The 24767-nt window shown below is 58.0% G+C and carries 23 protein-coding genes; 4 read left to right on the top strand and 19 right to left on the bottom strand.

Features of this window, described 5'->3' with window-relative positions; genetic code table 11:
• Positions 1-87 precede the first annotated feature (87 nt).
• From BQ9846_RS11985 to BQ9846_RS11975, 3 genes are all read left to right on the top strand, one after another.
• On the top strand, positions 88-426 hold the full coding sequence (locus BQ9846_RS11985; RefSeq protein ID WP_075881190.1) for a 4a-hydroxytetrahydrobiopterin dehydratase: 339 nt from the start codon (positions 88-90) through the stop codon (positions 424-426).
• Positions 427-1623, top strand: a complete 1197-nt coding sequence (locus BQ9846_RS11980) for an amino acid aminotransferase (RefSeq protein ID WP_075881189.1) — start codon at positions 427-429, stop codon at positions 1621-1623. It abuts the gene before it with no gap.
• Between the two features lie 94 nt (positions 1624-1717).
• Positions 1718-3202, top strand: a complete 1485-nt coding sequence (locus BQ9846_RS11975; RefSeq protein WP_075881188.1) for a uracil permease — start codon at positions 1718-1720, stop codon at positions 3200-3202.
• On the opposite strand, the gene BQ9846_RS11970 is transcribed toward BQ9846_RS11975, so the two are convergent.
• The 18 genes from BQ9846_RS11970 to leuC form a co-directional block, all read right to left on the bottom strand.
• Positions 3199-4491: an MATE family efflux transporter gene (locus BQ9846_RS11970; RefSeq protein WP_083651571.1), complete on the bottom strand. Its 1293-nt coding sequence runs from the start codon at positions 4489-4491 to the stop codon at positions 3199-3201. The genes BQ9846_RS11975 and BQ9846_RS11970 overlap by 4 nt on opposite strands.
• 146 nt (positions 4492-4637) lie before the next feature.
• Positions 4638-5222 (bottom strand): YceI family protein, encoded by a 585-nt coding sequence (locus BQ9846_RS11965; RefSeq protein ID WP_075881186.1) that lies wholly within the window; start codon positions 5220-5222, stop codon positions 4638-4640.
• 53 nt (positions 5223-5275) lie between these two features.
• Positions 5276-5845 carry a cytochrome b gene (locus tag BQ9846_RS11960; RefSeq protein ID WP_075881185.1) on the bottom strand — a complete coding sequence of 190 codons (570 nt, stop codon included), beginning with the start codon at positions 5843-5845 and terminating at the stop codon, positions 5276-5278.
• Positions 5846-6023: 178 nt separating this feature from the next.
• Positions 6024-7223, bottom strand: coding sequence for an O-succinylhomoserine sulfhydrylase (locus BQ9846_RS11955; RefSeq protein ID WP_075881184.1), 1200 nt, complete (start codon positions 7221-7223; stop codon positions 6024-6026).
• A 51-nt stretch (positions 7224-7274) separates the two neighbouring features.
• On the bottom strand, positions 7275-8795 hold the full coding sequence (purF, locus tag BQ9846_RS11950) for an amidophosphoribosyltransferase (protein WP_075881183.1): 1521 nt from the start codon (positions 8793-8795) through the stop codon (positions 7275-7277).
• 88 nt (positions 8796-8883) lie between these two features.
• Positions 8884-9432 carry a CvpA family protein gene (locus tag BQ9846_RS11945; RefSeq protein ID WP_075881182.1) on the bottom strand — a complete coding sequence of 183 codons (549 nt, stop codon included), beginning with the start codon at positions 9430-9432 and terminating at the stop codon, positions 8884-8886.
• Between the two features lie 3 nt (positions 9433-9435).
• Complete coding sequence (locus BQ9846_RS11940; RefSeq protein ID WP_075881181.1) at positions 9436-10140, bottom strand: SPOR domain-containing protein; 705 nt, start codon at positions 10138-10140, stop codon at positions 9436-9438.
• 39 nt (positions 10141-10179) lie between these two features.
• Positions 10180-11463, bottom strand: a complete 1284-nt coding sequence (gene folC / locus BQ9846_RS11935; protein ID WP_075881180.1) for a bifunctional tetrahydrofolate synthase/dihydrofolate synthase — start codon at positions 11461-11463, stop codon at positions 10180-10182.
• Positions 11456-12481, bottom strand: coding sequence for an acetyl-CoA carboxylase, carboxyltransferase subunit beta (gene accD, locus BQ9846_RS11930; protein ID WP_075881179.1), 1026 nt, complete (start codon positions 12479-12481; stop codon positions 11456-11458). Before accD ends, folC begins: the two co-directional genes overlap by 8 nt.
• A 103-nt stretch (positions 12482-12584) precedes the next feature.
• On the bottom strand, positions 12585-13388 hold the full coding sequence (gene trpA, locus BQ9846_RS11925; RefSeq protein WP_075881178.1) for a tryptophan synthase subunit alpha: 804 nt from the start codon (positions 13386-13388) through the stop codon (positions 12585-12587).
• Between the two features lie 9 nt (positions 13389-13397).
• Positions 13398-14585 (bottom strand): tryptophan synthase subunit beta, encoded by a 1188-nt coding sequence (trpB, locus tag BQ9846_RS11920; RefSeq protein ID WP_075881177.1) that lies wholly within the window; start codon positions 14583-14585, stop codon positions 13398-13400.
• Between the two features lie 134 nt (positions 14586-14719).
• A complete protein-coding gene (locus tag BQ9846_RS11915; RefSeq protein WP_075881176.1) occupies positions 14720-15376 on the bottom strand; it encodes a phosphoribosylanthranilate isomerase in 657 nt (218 codons plus the stop codon).
• A complete protein-coding gene (truA, locus tag BQ9846_RS11910) occupies positions 15376-16308 on the bottom strand; it encodes a tRNA pseudouridine(38-40) synthase TruA (RefSeq protein ID WP_075881175.1) in 933 nt (310 codons plus the stop codon). The genes BQ9846_RS11915 and truA overlap by 1 nt, the downstream gene beginning before the upstream one ends.
• Before the next feature lie 21 nt (positions 16309-16329).
• Positions 16330-18579: a FimV/HubP family polar landmark protein gene (locus BQ9846_RS11905; protein WP_075881174.1), complete on the bottom strand. Its 2250-nt coding sequence runs from the start codon at positions 18577-18579 to the stop codon at positions 16330-16332.
• A 155-nt stretch (positions 18580-18734) separates the two neighbouring features.
• Positions 18735-19847: an aspartate-semialdehyde dehydrogenase gene (gene asd, locus BQ9846_RS11900; RefSeq protein ID WP_075881173.1), complete on the bottom strand. Its 1113-nt coding sequence runs from the start codon at positions 19845-19847 to the stop codon at positions 18735-18737.
• Positions 19848-19918: 71 nt separating this feature from the next.
• On the bottom strand, positions 19919-21001 hold the full coding sequence (gene leuB, locus BQ9846_RS11895; RefSeq protein ID WP_075881172.1) for a 3-isopropylmalate dehydrogenase: 1083 nt from the start codon (positions 20999-21001) through the stop codon (positions 19919-19921).
• 40 nt (positions 21002-21041) lie between these two features.
• A complete protein-coding gene (gene leuD, locus BQ9846_RS11890; protein ID WP_075881171.1) occupies positions 21042-21689 on the bottom strand; it encodes a 3-isopropylmalate dehydratase small subunit in 648 nt (215 codons plus the stop codon).
• Between the two features lie 3 nt (positions 21690-21692).
• Positions 21693-23144, bottom strand: coding sequence for a 3-isopropylmalate dehydratase large subunit (gene leuC / locus BQ9846_RS11885; protein WP_075881170.1), 1452 nt, complete (start codon positions 23142-23144; stop codon positions 21693-21695).
• A 205-nt stretch (positions 23145-23349) separates the two neighbouring features.
• Between leuC and BQ9846_RS11880 the strand changes: the two genes are divergently transcribed.
• A complete protein-coding gene (locus tag BQ9846_RS11880; protein WP_075881169.1) occupies positions 23350-24258 on the top strand; it encodes a LysR family transcriptional regulator in 909 nt (302 codons plus the stop codon).
• Between the two features lie 91 nt (positions 24259-24349).
• Here the strand turns inward: BQ9846_RS11880 and BQ9846_RS11875 are convergent, their stop codons facing one another.
• Entirely contained in the window at positions 24350-24568 is a 219-nt protein-coding gene (locus BQ9846_RS11875) for a hypothetical protein (RefSeq protein ID WP_075881168.1), read from the bottom strand.
• Positions 24569-24767 lie beyond the last annotated feature (199 nt).

Here is a 24767-nt window from a genome sequence, read left to right as displayed (position 1 = left end):
GGCATATCCGATTTGGCATCTGCGCATCAGCCTCCTACCCTGAGGAGTGAAGACAGTCAGGCAATCGCCACAACCCATGGAGGCAATATGAGCAATCTAGCCCAACAGACGTGTGAACCTTGTAGCGGCAATGCTACGCCAATGACTGAAAAAGAGGCTGACGATGCGCTGAAGGCGCTGCCACAGTGGAAGATTACCGACCGCGATGGCATTATGAAGCTCACGCGAAGTTATGACTTTGACGATTTTGTCGGCGCCTTGGCATTCACTCAGCGCGTTGGCGACATCGCCGAAGAGGCAGGTCATCACCCCATGATCACCACCGAATACGGAAAAGCCACCGTGACATGGTGGTCACATGAAATCGGCGGCCTGCATCAGAATGACTTCATTTTAGCCGCCAGAACTGACGAGGTAGCCGAATAAATGTTCGAGCATATCGAGCGAGTCCCCGGGGATGCCATCCTCGGGCTGATTGAAGCCTTCAAGAAAGATACCAACCCGCAGAAAGTCGACCTAGGTGTCGGGGTTTATAAGGACGCCGAAGGCAACACACCGGTCATGCGCGCCGTCAAGGAAGCCGAGGCTCGCCTGCTCAAGAACGAAACCACCAAAACCTATATTGGCTCGCACGGCGCTCCTTCCTATGGCGAGGTGATACTCCCCATGGTGCTAGGGGAAAACTCGCCGGTGCTTGAAGCCAATCGCGCCAGCGCCACGCAGTCCCCGGGCGGCACTGGTGCTCTGCGTCTAGCGGCGGACTTTATCGCGACGCAACTACCGGATAAGGGTATCTGGGTATCCGACCCGACATGGCCCAACCACCTGGGCATTTTTACCGCCGCCGGTATCGCGTTGCATAAGTACCCTTATGTCGACGCCGAAAACCGCCTGGATTTTGACGGCATGTTGGCGGCACTAAAGCAGATCCCGGAAGGCGATGTGGTGGTTCTCCACGCTTGCTGCCACAACCCGACAGGCTTTGATCTCTCCCAAGAGCAGTGGCAACTCGTGCTTGACGTGGTACGCGAGCGCAACTTGCTACCGCTGATTGACTTCGCTTACCAGGGTTTCGGCGAAGGCTTGGATGAAGACGCCTATGGCGTGCGCCTGATGGCCGAAGCGCTGGATGAAGTTATTATTACCAGCTCCTGCTCCAAGAACTTTGGCATTTACTGCGAGCGCACCGGCTGCTTGATCATGGTGGCGAAAGACAGCGAGCAGATGGAGAATGTTCGCTCGCAAATCGCCATCGTGGCGCGCGAGAACTACTCCAACCCACCAGCGCATGGCGGCTCGATTGTCAGCGAGATTCTCCATGACGACGAGCTCACCGCCATTTGGCGCGAAGAACTCACCGAAATGCGCGACCGTATTAACACCCTGCGCCGCGATTTTGTTGAAGCACTGAAGCCTTACGGACTCGCTGAAAAATACGCCTGTGTGGCCGAACAGCGCGGCATGTTCTCTTACACCGGTTTAACGCCGGAGCAAGTGGACCGCCTGCGCGATGAGTTCGGTATTTATATGGTGCGCTCTGGCCGTGCCAACGTGGCAGGCTTCTCCCACGAGAACCTACCCTACTTGGCCAAAGCCATCGCCACCGTAAACGGTAAAGCATAACGCGCCCACCGTCTCGAAACCCTTAAACGTCCAGGCAGCGCCTGGGCGTTTTTTTTCCATCGCCAATTCTTAAGCCCGCTGCAAGAGGCACGTCATGGCAACCGCCGGCCTATCCTACCCGTGGTATAAAAAAGAAGACACCGATGCGTTCTTTGCTCTGTTCCAGAACAATATCGCCAACTTCGTCATTATCGCCATCACCATGCTTGGCATGGGATTTCCCGCGTCCATTGTATACGGCCAAGTGCTGCCCGGCGCCGCCGTGGCCGTCATGGTGGGCAACTTCTACTACGCCTTTAGCGCGGCGCGCCTGGCCCGTCGAGAGCAGCGCACCGATGTCACCGCGCTCTCCTACGGCATTTCGACGCCTGTGATGTTCGTGTTCCTCTTTGGGGTACTGCTGCCCGCCAAACAACTAACGGGTGATGCTGAGCTTGCGTGGAAAATCGCCGTCGCGGCATGTTTTATCAGCGGTGCCATCGAAGCGGCTATTAGCGTGATTGGTCGTTGGGTGCAGTATCACCTGCCTCGGGCGGCGATGCTCGGCGCCGTCGCCGGAGTGGCCCTTACCTTTATCGCCGGGGAGATGCTGTTTAAAACCTTGGAAATGCCCATTATTGGCCTTGTGGTGCTCGCCATTATTATCGTTGGCTTAATTGCCCGCGTGAGCATGCCCTTTCGCTTACCCACTTCGCTTTTCGCCATTATCATCGGCACCCTGATGGCCTACCTGATTGGCGATGCCGACAGCGCCCGCTTCAGCGACGCCTTCCAACATCTGGGCTTCTACCCCTTACTGCCCAACCTCGCCTGGTTTGAGGGCATGGGGCTGCTCTTTACCGGCATGCTGGCGGTGCTTACCGTGGTGCTGCCGATCACGCTGTATAACGCGATCGAAACCATGAACAACGTCGAGGCAATGGAAGCGGCGGGTGACAAATACGATGTGCGCGAGTGCCAAGCGGTGGATGGCGCCGGCACCATGATCGGCGCCCTGTTCGGTGGCATCTTCCCTACCACGGTTTACATCGCCACCGTCGGTGCCAAGTGGATGGGCGCCGGACGCGGCTATAGCCTTTTAAACGGCGCGGTATACGCCATTGCCACCATGTTCGGCTTGATCGCGGCGCTGGCAGCGATCATTCCGGTCTCCGTGGTAGCGCCGATTTTGGTCTTCGTGGGTATTTCCATGATCGCCACGGCGTTTCAATCTAACGATACCCGTTACTATCCGGCAGTGGCGCTGGCGATGCTGCCCTACTTCGCTAACTATGTGATGACCCGCTTTAACCGGGGTGCCGAAGAGGTGGTCAGCGATATCTCCAATGCGATTGTGATCATGGGCCAGGGCGCCATGTTCATGGCGATTTTCCTTGGCGCAATGACCGTTTCCGTCATCGACCACCAGTTCCGGCGCGCCGCCATTTTTGCCGCGATTGCGGCTGGGTTCTCATGGCTTGGGCTGATGCACGCGCCGAAATTAGCCCTCAACGCCGCGCCGGATTTCGTCATGGGCTATCTGGCCATGGCGGTTTTATTTGCCTACTTCGCCTTTCAGCAGCGCAACGAGCTGCATTAAACCGGCTTTGCGACTCCCGCCTGCCGATGTGGGCGGGAAAGTATCCGTTTAAGCACTCGCCAGGCGGTCAATCCGGCCAGCAGATTACCGATGGCCGCGCCGGATGCTAACCCCAGCCAGCCCCCTAGCTGCGCCCCCACCCATAAGCAGGGCAGATAGCAGATAAAAAGCCGTGCCCCTGATAGCAGCATTGCCCGTAGCGGCCACCCCAGCGCATTGCCGGCCGAGACGACCAACATGCAAACGCCGAGCGCGGCGTAGCTTGGCAGCAGAAAGCGAATCAACAGTGCCAGCGCTTCGCGGACTTCCGGCTGGCCGGCAAGCGCCAGCGCGACCCAAGGGGCACCGAGTGCCATCAATAGTCCCAGGCTCAACTGCCACAGGACCGCGACTTTCAGCGCCAGCCGCAGCAGGCGGTGAATTTGCCCCCAATCGCCGGCACCATAGCAGCGCCCAAGCCACGGCGGGAGTGACATCGTCATGGCTAAAATGACCATTAGCGAGAGAGTCTCTAAACGGCTCGCCAAGCCCCACGCCGCCACATAGGTATCCCCCAACGGCGCGACGATGGAGATCGCCAACATCGCCGCAAGCGGTGGCATCAGCTGGCTCATCATCGCCGGGCCGGCGATTCCCGCAAAGGGCTTGTAAGAGAACAGCGCCTCCTCTTTCAGCCCTTCCAGTGACAGCCAGCGTTGCTTGGCAAGCTTACTCCATGTAATCACCAAGCCAGTTGTAAATGCGGCTATGGTCGCCCAGGCCGCTCCCGGCAGCCCCAAGCCCTCCCACGGGCCAACCCCAAAGATCAGTAGCGGATCAAGCGCCAGGTTCACCAGGCTACTTAACACCATCATCTTGCCCGGTAGCTTGGTATCGCCGTGGGCGCGAAAGAGGCTGTAAAGAAAATACAAGACCGCGCCAAGCCACGCCGCGACCAGTTGCGGCGCCCAGTAAGGGCGGATGTGCTCAAGCGTGGTTTGATCCGCGCCCAACAGCTTGAAAATAGGCACTTGCAGCCCCCAGAGGCTGATGGCTAACAGCCCAATAACCCCGCCACCGGCCATGAGTACCAAGCTGCCCAGGCGTTTTGCCCGTGCATCCTCGCCTGCCCCTATCGCCCGCGAAATCAACGCCGCGATGGCGATGCCGATCCCCACTTGAATACCGATAATGAAAAACGACAGCGGAAAGGTAAACGATTGGGCGGCAAGCGGCGTCGTGCCTAAGCGGGCGATAAAGGCGCTGTCTACCAGCTGAAACCCCAGTAAGGCTAATACCCCAATCGCCATGGGCCATGTTTGTTGCCAAAGCGTTCTGCCCAACCCCTGCGGTTTCTCTATAGCGACCACCTTATCCCACTCCTATGTCACATCGATAAAACGCAAAAACGCCACCACCCTTTTTCAGAGTGGTGGCGCTGCGCTGAGTTTACCGCTTACTGGCGAATACCCTCAAATGTCACATACAGCTCAAGCTCGTGCATGACTTCAGGGAAGGCGCTCATATCCATGCCGAATTCAGATAGCTTAAGCGTGGTGCTACCTTCAAAACCGGCACGATAGTTGCCCCAGGGGTCACTGCCTTCGCCCACAAGCGAGACAGGCATTTCAATTTCCTGGGTTTCGCCGTGCAGCGTTAAGTCGCCGGTCACGATGCCTTCGTTATCGCCCGTTAGCTCAAAGCCCGTGGAGGTGAAGGACGCGGTGGGGTACTCACCGGCGTTTAAGAAATCATCGCTCAAAATATGGCGATCACGCTCGGCATGGTTGGAGTTAAGGCTGTCAATCTGGACTTCCATCTCAACAGAAGCGTCTTCCAAGTTCTCAGGATCGTAAGTGAACTCACCCGAAAACTCCTCAAAGTTCCCCAGAATGTAAGAGAAACCCAGGTGACTAATTTTAAACTGCACAAAGGCGTGCTGGCCTTCGGTATCAATCACATAAGTATCCGCTTGCGCTTGGCTTAGTGGCACTAAACTAGCAGCGGCGATAGCAGTGGCAACGGCGGTTTTCTTTAACATCGTTTGTCTCCTTCGGGTGGAATAACGCCTTCGTGTGATGTGTCATCAACTTGTTAGTGTGATGTGTCATCAACTTGGCGGCTATACCTTGGGGTAAGCATTCGCACCAAGGTGTTATGGTGATCAATAAAATGGTGTTTAAAGGCAGCGAGCGCGTGACCGGCGGCAAGCACGACCAGCGCCAGCGCGCTGTACCAGTGGACACTCCCCGCGATGCTCGCTTGGTTGGGTAAGCCGTGCAAAAGCGCTGGCACTTCAAACCAGCCAAAGACATCAATGCCGCTGCCTTTCGCGGTCGAGATCAGGTAACCGCTGACCATCACGGTTAACAACAGCACGTAAAGGGCGATGTGGCCAGCGTGGGCGGCAAGGGCTTCCAGGCGGCCCCCCTCGTCGTGGGGCGTGGGCTGTATGAAACGCCACACAAGACGCAAAACGGTTAACAAAAGCAGTAACACGCCCACGGAGCGGTGAATCCAAGGCGCTTGGTTATACCAAGGGTCGTAGTAGTCCAGCTCGGTCATCCACCAGCCGAGGATAAAAAGCCCGACAATGGCGATGGCACTCAACCAGTGCAAAATGATGCTGACAATGCCCCACCCGCTACGTGTATTGCGCCACATGTGTGTTGACCCTTTCTCCAGTAACTTGCGCTCTTTAATAATTGAAGCCGATGATACCCGCCACGAAAACCAAAAACCGCTGAAAAAAGCAGAACACACCGTTCGTAAAAACCGTTGCTCACTCGGCGAAGGCATGAAAAAAATAAACCGGGCGCTGAGTCCCGGTTTACGTAAGCCACTATTGAGGCATTAATCGGTCTAGCCCTCGGGCTAAATCGCGCTGAATATCCTCCTGACTCTCGAGCCCCACCGCCACGCGAATCAGCCCTGGCGTTATGCCGGCGGCTGATTTTTGCGCCTCGGAAAGGCGACCATGGGTAGTCGTCGCCGGATGCGTGATGGTGGTTTTGACATCGCCCAAATTGCCGGTGATCGACACCATTTGCGTGGCATCGATCACTTGCCAAGCGGCCTTTTGCCCACCTTTGACTTCAAAGCCCAGCACCGCGCCAAAGCCTTTTTGCTGCTGCTTGGCAAGCGCATGCTGAGGGTGGCTCTCTAAACCGCTATAGAATACCCGCTCAACGCCGGGATGATCCGTTAGCCACTGCGCCAACCGTTGTGCGTTCTCGCAATGCGCTTTCATCCGCAGCGATAGGGTTTCCAGCCCCTTGGTAAACACCCAGGCGTTAAACGGGCTAAGACACGGCCCGCAGGTGCGCACCACGCCGAACACCTCCTCTAACAGCTGATGGCTGCCCACCACCGCACCGCCCACGGCGCGCCCTTGGCCATCCAGGTATTTGGTCGCCGAGTGAATGATCAAATCCGCCCCCAGCGCCAACGGCTGCTGTAGCGCCGGGGTTAAAAAGCAGTTATCAATCGCCAAGAGGGCATCGTGGCGCTTGGCCAACTCGGCAAGGGCGGCAATATCGGCCACTTCCGCCAGCGGGTTCGACGGGGTTTCGGCAAACAGCAGTTTGGTTGCCGGGGTCATCGCGGCTTCCCACGCCTTTAGGTCGGAAAGCTCCACATAGCGGGTGATAATCCCGAGCTTACCCAAATACTTATCGAACAAGCTGACGGTGGAGCCAAACAGCGAGCGTGACGCGACAATCTCATCACCGGCCTGCAAAAGCGCCAGTGCTGTAGCCAAAATCGCGGACATGCCGGAGCTGGTCGCGACACAGCGCTCCCCGCCTTCCAGCGCGGCAAGACGCTTTTCAAACGTTCTTACCGTTGGGTTGGTAAAGCGCGAGTAGACGTTGCCCGGCTCCTCCCCGCCAAACTTACGCGCGGCTTCCGCGGCGCTGGCATACACAAAGCTTGACGTGGGAAAAATCGGCTCGGCGTGCTCCTGCTCAGCGGTACGATCGTGCCCGGCGCGAATGGCCAGGGTCTCTAATGACCACGACGGCTCTACCGTATCGTCTTGCATGTTATGTCTCCTTCTCACGATAAAGACGGCGCATAAAACCCGCCGTTACCATCAATCGTCGAGGTCGTCGTCCTGGTTGTGCATATCCACTAGCGCATGGTCGCCAGCGCTATGATCCTTGGCACTATCACTGCGGCTTGCTTCAAGGGCTTGAAGATACGCGTCATCAATATCGTCGGTGACGTAATTGCCATCGAAGACCGAGCAGTCGAAGCCATCAAACTCAGGGTTCACATCGCGGCAAGCGGCTTTGAGATCGTCCAAGTCTTGATAGAAAATCCGGTCAGCGCCAATCAACTCACCCACTTCGGCTTCGCTGCGCCCATGGGCGATAAGCTCCGAGGCCGCGGGCATATCGATGCCGTATACGTTGGGGTAGCGCACCGGCGGCGCGGCGGAAGCAAAATAGACATTGCGCGCGCCGGCGTCGCGGGCCATCTGAATAATCTGCTTACAGGTCGTGCCGCGCACGATTGAGTCATCGACTAGCAGGACGTTTTTATCCTTAAACTCGATATCGATGGCATTGAGCTTTTGCCGTACGGACTTCTTGCGCTGCGTCTGGCCCGGCATGATAAAGGTGCGGCCGATATAGCGGTTTTTCATAAAGCCTTCGCGATAGGTCACGCCAAGATGCTGCGCCATCTCCAGCGCCGAGGTGCGCGAGGTATCGGGAATCGGAATGACCACGTCGATATCGTGCTCGGGCCACTCGTTGAGGATGCGATCCCCGAGTTTGCGCCCCATCTGCATGCGCGTACCGTAGACGTAGGCGCCGTCAAGAATCGAGTCCGGGCGCGCGAGATAGACATGCTCAAAAATACACGAGCGCAGCTGCGGACGATCCGCGCACACCTGCGTATGAATATTGCCCTGCATATCGACAAATATCGCCTCGCCGGGGGAGATATCGCGCACTAATTCAAACCCGCCCACGTCCAGGGCAACGGATTCGGAGGCGATCATCACTTCTTGCTGGCCTTCAAACTCGCGGGTACCAAACACCACCGGGCGAATACCGTGCGGGTCACGGAAAGCCACCATCCCCAGACCGTTGATGATTGCCACCGAGGCGTAGCCGCCTTTGCAGCGACGATGCACCCGACGCACCGCATCAAACACGTCTTCAGCGCCTAAGTGCAGCCCTTGTTTACCCAATTCATGGGCGAACACATTGAGCAGCACTTCGGAGTCGGAGCTGGTGTTGATGTGGCGCAGATCGGTAGAGAAAAGCTCTTGCTTGAGCTGATCGGAGTTGGTCAGGTTACCGTTGTGCGCCAGCGCGATACCGTAAGGCGAATTGACGTAAAACGGCTGCGACTCCGCCTCGCTCGACGAACCGGCCGTTGGGTAGCGCACGTGACCAATGCCCAGATTCCCCTTCAGGCGCGCCATGTGGCGGGTGTGAAAAACATCGCGCACCAGCCCATTGCTCTTGCGCAGTAAAAAGCGTCCTTCGCTCCAGGTCATCATCCCGGCAGCGTCCTGGCCCCGATGCTGTAGTACGGTCAAGGCATCATAAATCGCCTGATTCACCGTCTGCTTGGCCAGAAGGCCCACTATACCGCACATACTCTGTTACCTCGCTTGAAACCCAGGCTTACGCAATAAGCCAACGAATGATAAACCTTGCACCACCGAGGCGCAGGACGACTAGCCCTCACCCCTCATCGCGCTGCCGAAAATCCGGTAACGGAACGTCTCTGAGCGAATCAGGCGCGCGGGGCAATTCGCTCTCCCACTGATCGAGCTGGCTCACGGCCCAGTCACGCAATTGCTCAAAACTGGGACGCAGCGACGCCTGCTGCCAGGCCTGAAGCTCGCCAAGCGGGGTGAGCGTGATCAATACCGTGGCGACAAGCAAAATCGCCACACCGCGAGCGGCACCGAACGCAGCCCCCGCTAAGCGGTTTAAAAACCCCATCCCTACCCACACCACCGCGGCATGTACCATACGAATGACAATGCCGCACAGCAGGATCACAGCGAATATCACCAACACGAAGGCGAGCACCAAGCGCGCATCAAAGCTTTCAATAAAGCCGGTCATTAAGTCGGCCACCGGCTCGGCCAGCACGCGGGCCACCAAAAGCGCCACGACCCAGGCGGCGAGCCCCAGCGCTTCACGCACCAAGCCGCGCACAAAGCCTGCCAGCATCGACAGCGCTAGAACCGCTAAAAAAAGCGCGTCGATCCACGTTAACGCCATCGTTTAGTCCCTCACTCGAACCAGCAAACCTTGCTGATTCACACGTTCTTTGATCAGGGCAGAGGCGCGCTCGCCATCGGATGAGCTGGCAAAGGGGCCGACGATCACCGTGGTTAAATCATCGCTGCGCTCACGGGTATAAACGGGAAATCCTTGCTCTTCTAATTCGCGCTTGAGGCGTGCGGCATTATCGGGGTTACCGAAGGTGCCAACCTGAACGCCCCATTCGCCTTGCGCCTGAGCGGCAGGAATCGCCTTCTCAGCGGCAGCACGCTGGCTCTCTGATTGCGCCATTAGCGCGGCAATGGGGTCGTCTTTCACTTGCGCAGCGCCATCTTGTGCTTGCGCTTCTTGCGCTTCTCCACCTTGGGGCGCTGAACTTGGCTCTTCTATGCTCTGCTCTTGCGAACGCGGCGCTTCTGGAGCGTCTGTTTCGGTTGGGGCCGACGCCTCACTGACCTCTTCTGATGAACGCTCCTCATCGTCTGAGGAAGTACGATCGTTAAAGGAGGAAAGATCGATCGATTCAGGAGGTTTGGGCTCGGCGACATCGCGACGGGGCGCGTCTATCGGCTGCTCAATGGTAAACGATGGCTGCGGGCGCTCCTCGCGCGGAGCGGGGTCGCTCATTAACCAGGGCACCAAGATCGCGGCCAGCGATAACAGAATAACGATGCCGCTGATGCGCTCCGTTTTACCATATTTCATGCCTTTCTCCCCTGGGGGCACATTATAAAAGCGCTCCCATCAACCGTGTGCCTCGCATGCCTGCGGTAATGATCTCTCAAGCAGTGCCCCAACGGTAAAAAACGACCCTGTCGCCAGTACGACATCATGAGGTGCCAATTGGTGGCCCAACCAGTCGGCGCCATCCCCTGGGGTCGCGGCGCAATAATGAACCCGCCCCCCGTGATGCTCAATGACTGTCGCAAGCGTGGCGGCTGAACGCCCCCGGGGGCCGGCGAGAGAGACACATACCCAGTCGGTGACCACCGGTAATAAATTCGCTATTACCCCGTCAGCGTCTTTATCATCCAGCATACCCATCAAGCACCAGAGGCGGCCTCCCGCAGGTTTTGGTAAACGGCTCGCGACATAGGCAGCGGCGTGGGGATTATGCCCTACGTCCAGACACCACTGCCCTATCCACTGCATGCGCCCTGGAAGCGTGACACTCGCCAATGCCGCCTGCGTCGCTGCGGTCTCAAGCGTCACACCCGCCAGCGCCAGCGCCTGAAGGGCGGTGGCGGCGTTATCCAGGGGCAACGAAGGGTGCGGAAGTGGGGACAGCGTCAACACAGACCCATCCATTTTTTGGCCGTGCCAAGTCCACTGCCCATCGTCGTGAAGTTCAGGGCGAAACGCTTCCCCCAATGGGAAAATCGGCGACTCAAGCCGGTTCGCTGTTTCCGCTACGCTTGCGGGTAGCTGTTCGCTACCCAGCACGGCGGGACGGCGGGCGCGCAAGATGCCCGCCTTTTCGCGGCCGATCTGCTCAAGATCGGTACCTAAAAAATTGGCGTGATCCAATGCGATGGTGGTCACGATACCGATATCGGCATCGATGATGTTGACCGCATCCAGACGACCGCCAAGCCCAACCTCCAGCAGCACAAGGTCGAGGTCCGCATGGGCAAAGCACCAGAGCGCACAGAGCGTGCCGGCTTCAAAGTAGGTCAAGCTGACCTCAGGCGCTTTAAGGCGGGCATGCTCAATGGCTTGAAACCCCGCCACCAGGCGCTCATCGCTCACCGGTTCGCCATTGAGCGTGACGCGCTCGTTGTAACGCACCAAGTGCGGCGAGGTATAAGTGCCCACTCTCAGGCCATGCGCACTGGCGACCGCCGCCATCAGGGCAAGCGTTGACCCCTTGCCGTTGGTGCCCGCCACTGTCACGACCTTAGGCGCCAGCGGCGACGCTAAAAGCCCCATGCGCGTGGCCACTTCCTTTACCCGCGAAAGGCCCATATCGATGCCGACCGGATGTAACCGCTCTAAATGCTCAAGCCATGCCGCTAAATCGTTAGGCATTGCGCGGTTTGTCATCGCTTGAAGGCGCTGGCGTGTCATCGGGTTCGGGCCTCTGCACGGCCTGCTCGCCGTTGTGTTCGGCCGCGCTTGCGACGGACGGCTCATCGGCCACCGGTTCACTCATAGTGCTCTCGTCGGACACTTCAACCACTGACGTGACCGGGTCGTGGTGGGTCAGTTTGCGTAAGATGCCGCCAAGCCGTGCTCGCATTTCGCTGCGATGGACGATCATATCGACAGTGCCGTGTTCGAGCAGAAATTCGCTGCGCTGAAAACCTTCGGGTAGTGTTTCACGCACTGTTTGCTCGATCACCCGAGGACCGGCAAAACCAATCAGGGCGTTGGGCTCGGCAACGTTAAGATCCCCAAGCATCGCAAGCGATGCAGAAACGCCACCAAACACGGGATCGGTGAGCACGGAAATATACGGCACGCCTTCCTGCTTTAGCTTCTCCAATGCTGCTGATGTTTTTGCCATCTGCATCAGCGAAAACAGCGCTTCCTGCATACGCGCACCGCCTGATGCGGAAAAACAGATCAGCGGGATGCGCTCTTCCAGGGCGAGTGTGGCCGCGCGGACGAATTTCTCCCCCACAACGGCACCCATTGAGCCCCCCATAAAGGTGAACTCAAAGGCCACGGCAACCACCGGCAACCCATCAAGCTGGCCACGAAAAGCCACTAAGGCGTCTTTTTCGCCGGTATCTTTTTGCGCCGCGGCCAGGCGGTCTTTGTACTTTTTCGAGTCGCGAAACTTCAGACGGTCGGTAGGCTCAATGTCTGCCGCGAGCTCTTGGCGCCCCTCTTTATCCAAAAACCAATCGAGACGCTTACGCGCCGTCAAGCGCAGGTGATGGTCGCACTTGGGGCAGACGCTATAATGCTTCTCCAGCTCGGGTAAGTAGAGTACCGCTTCGCACTTGGGGCATTTGCGCCAGAGGCCGTCCGGCACACTGGCACGACGGTCTTTACGCTGGATACGCCCCATGGAGGGCACAATTTTATCTAACCAGCTCATATCTAAAAGTTTTCCGTTATACGTCAATGCCTGGCAAAGCCAGGCGTCGATAAGGGTTTAACAAGGATTAAAAAGTAGTGCGATATCTCAGCGTAGACGAATTTCACGCATCCATGGCTGAGCGCATATCGGCCAGTACATCTTTGAGCTGGCCAGGAATTATCTCGGGTGTTGGGCTATTTTCCGCAATACGGTTCACCAGCGCGCTGCCGACAATAACGCCATCGGCGACGTTGGCCACTTCGGCCGCCGTCACGCCATCGCGAATACCAAACCCCACGCATAGCGGCAGGTCGGTCATTTCCCGCAGCGGCGCCAAGTGCTCCGCCACGTCGGCCGCATTCAGCGTGGCCGCCCCCGTCACCCCTTTAAGCGAGACGTAGTAGAGATAGCCTTGGCCGTGGGCGCATATTGTAGCGGCGCGCTCGTGCGAAGTGGTAGGGGCAACCAAAAAGATCGCCGCTAAATCACGCGCTTTCATCAGCGGGCCGATCTCTTCGGCCTCTTCCGGGGGCATATCGACAATCAGCACGCCATCAACGCCGGCACTCGCCGCCTGATCGGCAAATGCCTCGTAGCCAATGCGTTCAATCGGATTTAAATACCCCATCAACACCACAGGCGTCTGAGTATCTGCTTGGCGAAACTCTTTGACCATGTCAAACAGATCCACCAGGCGTGTGCCATGCTTTAACGCGCGCTCGCACGCTTTTTGAATGACCGGGCCATCTGCCATGGGGTCGGAAAACGGCACGCCGAGCTCAATCACATCCGCACCCGCCTCGACCAAGGCGTGCATGAAGCCAACGGTATGCTGTGGCGCGGGATCTCCTGCGGTGATGTAAGGGATAAGCGCCTTGCGGCCCTGTGCTTTGAGTTCGCTGAAGCGTTGATCAATTCGATTCATTACCATCCCTTAAAATTCGAGGCCATCGAGCTTAGCGACTGTCATGATGTCTTTATCGCCGCGGCCGGAGAGGTTCACCACGATATGCTGGTCGGGTCGCATGGTAGGCGCCAGCACCTTGGCGTATGCCAGGGCGTGCGCCGACTCCAGGGCTGGCATGATGCCTTCCATGTGGGTCAACTCACGGAAGGCTTCCAATACGTCCTTATCGTTGGCCGCCACGTAATTGACCCGCCCCACGTCCTTCCATAGCGCGTGCTCCGGCCCAACGCCAGGATAATCAAGCCCCGCGGAAATGGAGTGCGTATCGGAGACCTGCCCCGCCTCATCCGACATCAAATAGGTGCGGTTGCCATGCAGCACGCCGCGCGGGGCATTGGAGGCGAGGGGCGCCGCGTGGCGACCGGTTTCAACGCCGTCGCCGCCGGCCTCTACGCCGTACATGGCCACCTCTTCATCCTCGACGAAGGGATAAAACAAACCGAGTGCGTTGGAGCCGCCGCCCACACACGCGATCAACGCATCGGGCAACCGGCCCATTTGTTCCAGTGACTGCTTGCGCGCCTCACGCCCCACCACTGAGTTAAAGTCGCGCACTAAAAGCGGATACGGGTGAGGACCGGCAACGGTGCCGATAATATAGAACGTGTTATCAACGTTGGTGACCCAATCACGCAGCGCCTCGTTCATGGCGTCTTTCAACGTGCGCGTGCCCGACTCTACTGGAATCACGCGCGCCCCGAGAAGGTGCATGCGGTAAACGTTGAGTTTCTGGCGCTCGACGTCAGCGGCCCCCATGTAGACGTCGCACTCAAGGCCCAAACGCGCCGCCACGGTGGCGGAGGCGACCCCGTGCTGGCCAGCGCCAGTTTCCGCGATAACCCGCGGCTTGCCGGTTTTCTTCGCTAGCAGGGCCTGACCGATGGTGTTGTTAACCTTGTGCGCGCCGGTGTGATTGAGGTCTTCACGCTTAAGCCATATCTGCGCCCCGCCAAGTTTCTGCGACCATCGCTCAGCGTGGTAAAGCGGTGACGGGCGCCCGACGTAGTGGGCCAGATCGCGGTCAAACTCGGCCTGGAAGGCGGGATCATCGCGCAAGCTTGCGTAGATCTTTTCCAAATCTTCCAGCGCGAAGCTCAGCGTTTCCGACACAAAGCGACCGCCATAGGGGCCAAAGTGACCACGGGCATCGGGCATTTGGGTCAAATGACTAAATTTTGACGTGGAGCCAGTCGGTGCAGAGCTAGTCGTTGATAAACCAGTCACAGGGGTACCTCACAAGATCGCCAACATCGGCAACAGAATATGGACCAACACACTACAGCAAAGGGCTAGACATCAGGCAGCGTGAAAGGTGCTACGTTCGCGGCCGTTACCGCCTCAACAAACGCCTGCATTTTCGCGACGTCCTTCTCACCCGGTGCGACTTCAATGCCGCCGGAAACATCGACGGCATAAGGCGCTACGTGTTGAACGGCGGCGCCAATATTACCCGGCGTCAAACCACCTGCGAGGATAACAGGTTTTGCTAAGTTTGCGGGAATTCTTGACCAATCGAAGGTCTCGCCAGTGCCCCCCGGCACGCCGGGTCGATAGGCGTCTAACAGCAAGGCATTCGCTCCTTGGTAGCGGGCAGCTTCATGGTGTAAATCAACGCCGTCGCGCATTCGCAGCGCTTTCATCCAGGCCATTTTATAGCGTTGACACGCCTCGGGCGGTTCGTCGCCGTGAAACTGCAACAGATCCAGAAACGGCGCGCAGCGCTCGATAACATCGGCCGGCTGATCCACAAAAAGCCCGACACGGGTCACAAATGCTGGTACACAGGCGGCAAGCTCGGCCAGTTGCTCTACGCTAATGCTCCGCTTGCTTTTTGGCCACATCACAAAACCGATCGCATCAACACCCAGATTGACGGCATGGGCAATATCCTCGGCGCGCGTTAACCCACAAAACTTGATGCGCGTGCGATTGATAGCGCGGGGCATTATGCACTCTCCTGCTTGCTCGCTTCGTAAGCCGATGGTGCATGACCTCGCCGATGGCGCACCATCGGCGAGTCGGGAATCTCCCGCTCGCCGGTCCACTCGCCGGTAAACGCTAGGAGATTAGGTCCCAGTGGCTCCTGGGGCAGCGCGAAACTTTCGTCATAGCGCGAATCCACAAAGTGCAAGCCACACGCGGGCGCGGTGACATCGCCCTGCTTACGGTCGCGCAGCGCCAGTAGTCGGCCAATATAGGCTTCATCCTGGGAGCCTCTTCCGACACTCACCAACGCGCCGACAATATTGCGAATCATATGGTGCAAAAAGGCGTTGCCTTGCACGTCGACCACAACGAAGGCCCCGTGGCGCCTGACCTCGATAAAGTGTAGATGGCGCCAAGGCGCTTTCGAGCGACAGCCCGCGGCACGAAAGCTTGAAAAGTCATGCTCACCGACCAGCACCTGAGCGGCGCGGTGCATGGCCGCGGCATCCAAAGGGTCGCGGCACCAGGTGACATTGGCGCGCTCCAATACCGGTCGATTGAGCTGATTAATCAACAGGTAGCGATAGCGGCGTGCGAGCGCACTCAGGCGCGAATGGAAGGTGTCGGGTACGGTTTTTACCCAACGCACCGCAATATCTTTTGGCAAGTTGGTATTGGCCCCAAAAATCCAGGCTTTTTCGCTACGCGCCACCGGCGAATCGAAATGCACGATTTGGCGAGTGGCATGCACACCAGAATCAGTACGGCCGCTGGCGTGAACCGTTATCGGTTCACCGGCTACTCGCGCAAGCGCCTTCTCTAGGCTCGCCTGAACCGAGGCGGCGTGACTTAGCCGCTGAAAACCGCAGTAGTGAGTACCATCGTACTCAACTCCCATGGCGATGCGTCCGGTTAGCGGTGTGCTTTCATCAAAGCGATCAAACAGCGTCATCGACTCACAATACGTTAAGGGTTAAGAGGAGCGCGCATTATCCCGACCTGGTGCTTTGAATGCTACCTCTTCAATCTCCCAACCTTCGCCAAGCGGTGAATCGCGATCTGATGTCGACGTTTTGTGCCCTTTTTTTTCAGAAGAAGATTCGGGCGGCTCTGGCGTTTTCTGCGCAGGCTTTGCCGCTGAGACCGGCTCAAACTCTACCGTTGGCTGCATCGGCGTCTCCTCGCGAGGTGCTGCCGGCTCAGCGCTTAATGAGGGCGGCTGGTAATCAATAAAGCGCGAATCCGAAGCGTTTTGCTCGCTAGGAGACGATTCACGCGACGGCGGCGCTGTCAGCGGTTCTTCTGCCTCTTTTTCTGTCTCGGCCGCCTCTTCCCGCTCGGCCGGCGCTTTTTCGCCGTCGTCAGCGAATGCCTCTGGCGCTTGCTCGGCTTGATGCTCTTTTTCAGACGACTCGCGTGATGCGGCACTGCGCTGCGAGGCGAGCCCGGCCGCTTGACTACGCTCCAGTGCGTCATCGTCATCGGCTTCCCACTCAAGCGGTTCGCCGAGGTCATACGCCTCGGGTTCGTCGCTGCTATTTTCAAACCCTGGACGATTTTCAGGCGCTTCATGGCGACCTTCAGAAGCGGGTGACGTCGAGCCACTTTTCGCCCTGTCAGCGTGTGATTCTTGCGCCGCGTAGATGGTCGGCGAGGGGTCGCTGAAAGGGTCGGTTTCCAGGTCCTCCTCCACCGCACTAAAAGAGACCGATTCTGCTTTTGGCGCCTCAGAGGCGGGAACGCTCGCTTGCGGGTTTGCCGCTGGCGATGCCACGGCCGCTTGGGGCTTAGCCGAGGTGCTAGCTCCTGCGGGCATGGTCTCCACGTCTTCCCACTCTTTTGCCTGACGACGACGCCTTAACAGCAGCAAAATAAGCAGCAGCACCAAGGCGGCTGTTATTAAGGTCCAGCGGTAATTTTCCATCAGCTCTGGTAGCGATGGAAAACCACGCGCTTCACCGTTACTTGCCGAGGCGGGCACTTCGCTCTCTTGGCTCTGGGTATTTTGACTCTGAGCAGCTTGACTCTGAATATCCTGGCGCTGAGGCGCTTCGACCGGAGGCACGCTCTCCGCTTCACCACTATCCACTTCGACGCTGTCCGCGCCGCTGCCAGTGGATGAAACGCTGCCTGCGCTTGATTGGGCTAGCGCCTCGGTGAGTTCAGACACTTCACGCCTTAGCCCTTCAAGCTCATTTTGCATCTGTTCACGCTCATCCATGAGCTGAGATAGAAGCGCCTGGCTTTCCTCAAGTTGCTCAGCCAACGTAGCGCTCTCTTCTCCCGGGTTAACCGCTTCGGCACTGACGATAGCCGCGTCATCAATGCGTGGACCAGCAGTGCCATCGTCAGCCTGTTCTGGGGCATCAGGTGTTGCCTCTTCCTCGGGTGCCGAGGCGGTTTCCGGTTCGGACAACGCCACCGACGCCAAGCCATTGTCGCGATTGCGCCAGGCGGTATTCATCGCCTCAATGGTCTCCGCAGAGGCCTCGGCCGAACGCCGCATGACCTGGGCATCGCGGGGCACGTTTAAGGTAAACCCCGCCCGCATGGAATTAATATTCCCGGATGGAAACACCTCAGGATTGGCTTCAAGCAGCGCCACCATCATTTGCTGGACGCTTGCCTGGTCGGGTTTTAGCCGCTCGGCGACGCTCCAAAGCGTATCGCCGCTGTTCACATAGGCGGGATTATTCATACCCGCATTTACCGTATGACGGCTAGCGCCCGCCCGGCTTTCGCCACCCTGACGGCTGGATATTTGTGCCTGCGCTTGCGATTGAGACTGAGACGCCGATTCGCGTGCCGGCACATCCGAGGCCGGATAGTCAGCAGGATCAAACAGCAGGGTAATTTCATGGGCATGGGAGCCCGAGGGCGACTCGATCACCAACAGCACATCCAGCCAGGGCTCATTAACCGGCTGCGATGAGGTTAGTCGTATCGTCGGTGGCTGGCCTTGGAGCTCAGCGCTGACATCAGCGATCACATCGCTCCACTCAAGCCCCGCCGAGGTGTAGGCGCTGCGCGGTGCTAATCTAACCTCAAGCTCCTCTGGCGAGTACTGGCCCGCGTCGACAAGAGGAATGGAAGCGCTTAAAGGGGCATTCAGCGCCGACCCAACCTGTGCGTCGCTAACTCCAAGCGCGTGCGCGACAGAGCTTGAAATAGAGCTCGACACGGCCAGGGAGAACAGCACGGCTAGTGTAATTGGTGATTTCATGAACGCCCCTGCTTCATAAGATTCGTCACTCGCGCGGGAAATCGCTTATCAACTCAATGTGTTAAGCTCTTTTTACCATAGCTTACACGGATGCGCACAAAAACGGGGGCCTATAGTGGCCCCCGTTTCAACGTCTTAGCGTAGGTACTGCGGTTTTACTGCTCGCGGAGAATCGTCAGCATGCGCTTGAGCGGCTCGGCTGCGCCCCAAAGCAGCTGGTCGCCCGCGGTGAACGCGGAGAGATATTCACCGCCCATGGCTAACTTACGCAGGCGGCCAACGGGAATATCCAACGTGCCGGTCACGGCGGCGGGTGTGAGTCCCGCGATGGTGTCGTCTTTCTCGTTGGCAATCACTTTGACCCAATCGTTGTGCTTGGCGATGCGATCTTCGATCTCATCGATCGGCACGTCTTGCTTGAGCTTAATGGTGAACGCCTGGCTGTGCGAACGCATGGCGCCAACGCGGACACAGATACCGTCGATCGGCACGGGGTTATCTTGCAGGCCCAGAATCTTGTTGGTCTCAACGCTCGCTTTCCACTCTTCGCGGCTCTGGCCGTTGTCGAGCTTGGTATCGATCCAGGGCAAGAGGCTGCCCGCCAGCGGCGCACCGAAGTTGTCAGTGGGAAAAGCGTTTGAGCGCATGGCCGCGGTGACCTTGCGGTCGATATCCAGAATCGCGCTGGAGGTGTCTTTCAGCTCCTCACCCACGCTATCGCGCAGCGCGCCCATCTGCATGAGCAGCTCTTGCATGTGCTTGGCGCCGGACCCGGAGGCCGCCTGATACGTCATCGAGGTCATCCACTCGATCATATCGGCTTCGAACAGGCCACCTAGGCCCATTAGCATTAAGCTGACGGTGCAGTTACCGCCGACGAAGGTTTTCGCGCCTTTGGCAAGCTGGGCATCGATCACCTTGCGGTTAACCGGGTCGAGCACGATGGTCGCGTCATCGTCCATACGCAGCGTGCTAGCGGCGTCGATCCAGTAGCCTTGCCAGCCGCTTTTACGCAGATCACCGTAGACTTCTTTGGTGTAATCACCGCCTTGGCAAGTGACAACAACGTCGAGCGCTTTAAGCTCGTCGAGTGAGAAAGCGTCTTTCAGCGGAGGCACGTCCACGCCGACATCGGGGGCCTCCTGGCCTACTTGGGAAGTGGTGAAGAAAATCGGCTCGATACCGTTAAAATCACCGTCTTCCTGCATGCGCTCCATCAGCACAGAGCCGACCATACCCCGCCATCCTACAAAACCGACTTTCAACATCGTGAAGTCCTCCGATAAAGAATGTGCCCTTTATTATACATACTTTTGTACATTGGTCAGGGCCGCACACATTACGCTTGCTGAGCAAATGCTGCCAAGACGGCATCGCCCATGGCATCGGTGCCGATTGTTTGCATGCCTTCGGAGGCGATATCCGCTGTGCGCAAACCGTCATCCAGCACCTTGCCGACAGCCGCTTCGATGCGTTCGGCCATGGCGTTCTCAGCCAAAGAGTAGCGTAGCATCATCGCCACCGAGAGCATCATTGCCAGCGGGTTGGCGAGATTTTTTCCGGCGATATCGGGCGCGCTGCCGTGACACGGCTCGTACATTCCCTGGCCGCTCTCGTTGAGCGAGGCGGAGGGCAGCATGCCGATGGAGCCGGTGAGCATCGCCGCGGCATCGGAGAGAATGTCACCGAACATATTGCCGGTCACCACCACGTCGAACTGCTTAGGTTCACGCACCAGCTGCATCGCGGCGTTATCGACGTACATGTGCGTCAATTCAACGTCCATATACTCCTGCGCCAAGCGGTTCATGACTTCACGCCAGAGGATGGTGACTTCCAGCACATTGGCCTTATCCACCGAGCAGAGCTTTTTGCCCCGCTTACGCGCCATCTCAAAGGCGACGCGCCCAATACGCTCGATCTCGGACTCGGCGTAGATGTAGGTATTAAAGCCGACGCGCTGCCCGTCGCGTACCTCGATACCGCGCGGTTGACCGAAGTAGATGCCGCCGGTCAGCTCCCGGACGATCATGATATCCAGCCCCGACACCAGCTCCGGCTTGAGACTCGACGCACTCGCCAGCTGCGGATAGAGCATTGCCGGACGCAGGTTGCCAAATAAGCCTAGATTTTTGCGTAACCCCAAAAGCCCTTTTTCTGGCCGCTTGGAGAGATCTTCCAGGGTGTCCCATTTAGGCCCGCCCACAGCGCCAAGCAGAATCGCATCGGCGGCTTTGGCCTTTTGCAATGTCTCCGGCGGCAGAGGGTCAAGATGAGCGTCATAGGCCGCGCCGCCCACCAGCGCTTCGTCAATATCGATATCCAGGCCCGCGTCTTGGCAGGCGTGCAGTAGGCGCTTGGCCTGCACGGCGATTTCTGGGCCGATGCCGTCTCCCGGCAGAAGTAAAACCTTGTGAGTCATGCAATATCCTTAAGGCGCGTTAAACTAATACTAATCACTATCAAGCGGTCTGGCGAAACAGCCACGGACGCTTTTGGCGATGCTTTTCCTCAAATGCGCGTATGGCGTCTTCATCCTTGAGCGTGATGCCGATATCGTCCAAGCCTTCAAGCAGGCACTGCTTGCGGAACTCATCCACCTCAAACTCAAGAATCTCGCCTCGTGGCGTGATAATGCGCTGATTTTCCAGATCAACATCCAACGTATAGCCGTCGCGCGCTTCCACTTCCTGGAAAAGACGGTCGATTTCGTCTTCTCCCAGCGTGATCAACAACAAGCCGTTTTTAAACGCATTGTTGTAGAAAATATCCGCGAAGCTGGGGGCGATCACGACCTTGAAGCCAAAATCCTCCAGCGCCCAGGGGGCGTGCTCGCGGGAGCTGCCGCAGCCAAAGTTGCGCCGGGCAAGCAACACCTCGGCGTTTTGATAGCGCGGCTGGTTGAGTACGAAATCGGGATTCAACGGACGCTCGGAGCAGTCCTGGCCCGGCTGCCCTTCATCAAGGTAGCGCAACTCGTCAAACAGGTTAACGCCAAAGCCGGTGCGCTTGATCGACTTCAAAAACTGCTTCGGGATAATCAAGTCGGTGTCGACGTTGGCACGATCCAGCGGCGCCACGACGCCTTCAAAACGTTCAAACTTTTTCACTGTTTAAGCCTCCTGAGCGTGCGTGGCATCGTTGGCGGGCAGACCGCGAACGTCAACAAAGTGACCGGCAATCGCGGCAGCGGCCGCCATCGCAGGGCTGACCAAGTGGGTGCGGCCGCCATAGCCCTGGCGCCCTTCGAAATTACGGTTGGACGTGGACGCGCAGTGCTCGCCCGCGCCGAGCTTGTCGGCGTTCATCGCCAGACACATGGAGCAGCCCGGCTCGCGCCACTCAAAGCCAGCTTCGATGAAAACTTTATCCAACCCTTCTTCTTCCGCCTGACGTTTCACCAGACCGGAACCGGGCACCACCATGGCGAGTTTAATGTTGTCCGCCACTTTTTTCCCCTTGGCGACCTTGGCCGCTTCGCGCAAATCCTCAATGCGCGAGTTGGTGCAAGAGCCGATAAAGACTTTATCCAGTTGAATATCAGTGATTTTCTGATTCGGCTGCAGGCCCATGTACTCAAGCGCGCGAGTATGGCTACGCTGTACGGTGTCGTCTGGGGCGGCGGCAGGATCCGGCACCTGGCCCGAGATACCGGTCACCATCTCGGGGCTTGTTCCCCAGCTCACCTGGGGTTCGATATCCTCGGCTTTCAGCGTCACGACCTTATCGAACACCGCATCCGCATCGGAAACCAGGTTGCGCCAATCGGCTACCGCCGCGTCCCACTGCTCGTCGGTCGGTGCATAGGGGCGCTTGCCGATGTAGTTGATCGTGGTGTCGTCGACGGCGATCATGCCGACCCGGGCGCCCGCTTCGATCGCCATGTTGCAGACGGTCATACGCCCTTCCATCGAAAGCGATTCAATGGCGCTACCGGCAAACTCAATCGCGTAGCCGGTACCGCCGGCGGTACCGATCCGGCCAATAATCGCCAGCACCACGTCTTTTGCGGTGACGCCAAGGCCTAGCTCACCTTCGACGCGCACTTGCATGTTCTTCATCTTTTGCGTCAACAAACACTGGGTGGCGAGCACGTGCTCCACCTCTGACGTGCCAATGCCGTGCGCCAGCGCACCGAACGCCCCGTGGGTCGCGGTATGCGAGTCACCGCAGACCACGGTCATACCCGGAAGCGTCGCCCCCTGCTCGGGTCCCACCACGTGAACGATCCCCTGGCGCGGGTCGTTGATACCGAACTCAGTGATGCCGTACTCCACGCAGTTGTCGTCGAGCGTTTGCACTTGAATCAGCGATACCGGGTCTTTGATGCCCTGATTGCCCTGGGCGCGCTCTTCACGGGTAGTCGGCACATTGTGGTCAGTCGTCGCCAGATTCGCGTCCAGGCGCCACGGTTTGCGACCGGCTAAACGCAACCCTTCAAATGCCTGAGGGGACGTCACTTCGTGCAGCATATGGCGGTCGATGTAGATCAGCGCTGTTCCGTCATCGCGCTGCTTGACCAAATGCTGCTCCCACAGTTTGTCGTAAAGCGTTTGACCTGCCATGTTCTCTCCCGGGCTTGCGCCCTGTTTTAGTCGGTCTTGATCTCGATCATTAACCATCACGCGCTTGTCTCACCGCGGCACGCCAGACATGCGTGCGCTTTAAAGGCCCGACACGCGAAAGCTTGTTGTTGGCAACAGTGTTGCTCGCCGCGATAATAAATGCAATTCATGTTATTTATAGATTGGATTCCAAAAAGGAATACAAATGGACACCCAAAGCTTGCAAGCCTTTTTGGCCGTGGCCGATACGCAAAGCTTCTCTCGCGCCGCCGAGCAGTTGCACCTGACGCAACCAGCGGTGAGCAAACGTATCGCGGTATTGGAGACCCAAGTCGGCACACGGCTATTTGATCGTATCGGGCGACGCATCGCGCTCACCGAGGCGGGTCAGCTGTTGCTGCCTCAGGCAAGACGAATTCTGCTCGCCGTGGAGGATAGCCGCCGGGCGCTGGCCAACTTATCCGGCCATGTAAGCGGGCGCCTAACCCTCGCCACCAGCCACCATATCGGCCTGCACCGCTTGCCGCCGATTCTTAAGGCATACACCCAGCGCCACCCGAATGTCGAGCTGGACCTGCATTTTCTGGACTCGGAGCTGGCGTATCAGAGCGTGCTGGATGGCACCCTAGAAATGGCAGTCGTCACGCTCGCCCCTGAGCCGGTCGAGCAACTGCATGTCGTGGAGTGCTGGCGCGATCGCATGGGCTTTGTCTGCGCCCACGACCACCCGCTTGCGCAGCAAAGCCAACAGGGCAACGCCTTGACGCTTGCCGCTATGTGTCGCTTCAACGGCGTACTTCCCGGCGCGAAGACCTTTACCCGCACGCTCATCGAGCGGCGCTTTGCCCAAGCGGGGCTTACGCTTCCCGTGAGCATGTCCACCAATTACCTGGAAACCCTCAAAATGATGTGCAGCGTTGGACTGGGCTGGAGCCTGCTACCGGAGAAAATGCTGGATCGTGAGCTTTACGCGCTCAACGTCGATACCGCCCCTATCCACCGCCCGCTAGGCTATCTGGTTCACACTAACCGCACGCTCTCCAACGCCGCCGAAAAAATGATTGAAGCGCTGGAAAGCAACAGAAACGACGAAACCACGCAAACAAAGGCATAAACCCCAGCGGAATCAAACGGCGGCTAGATCATCCCATGCGAAAAACCCCGGCGCGAAGGCGTCGGGGTTCGGGATCACGCTTTAATGATGATCAGGTGTCTTGGTCGTCGAGTATCAGCTGGATCATGGCCTCAAGTTCAGCGACCTTCTCCTCAAGCGCCTTTGTTTTACCCTCCTCCTCGGCCGTCACAAGATATTTGTCGTTAATTTCGGCCATATGTTTTTCGATGGTTTCGGAATCCATGGCGAGAGCAGAACCGGCCATTATCAGACTTGCGAATAGACCCGCGGTCCATAGCTTCATTTTCATGTCGCACCTCTTTGTATCGTTGGGTAGATGCTGTAGACCTGTCGCTAGGCTAGCTGGATTCAGGTCTGTGCCAGCCTTGGTGGAACGCAGCATAAAAACCTTACGCGGGGCTTAGTCTCTCTTGCACTTTCTTTAGAAGCCAAACAGACTGCGTTTTATTGGCATCACCTTTTGCTTAACCTACTTTCATGAAGCGCTC

This window comes from Vreelandella massiliensis (assembly GCF_900155385.1).
GTDB lineage: Bacteria > Pseudomonadota > Gammaproteobacteria > Pseudomonadales > Halomonadaceae > Vreelandella > Vreelandella massiliensis.
This window is presented reverse-complemented; position numbering and strand designations above follow the sequence as displayed.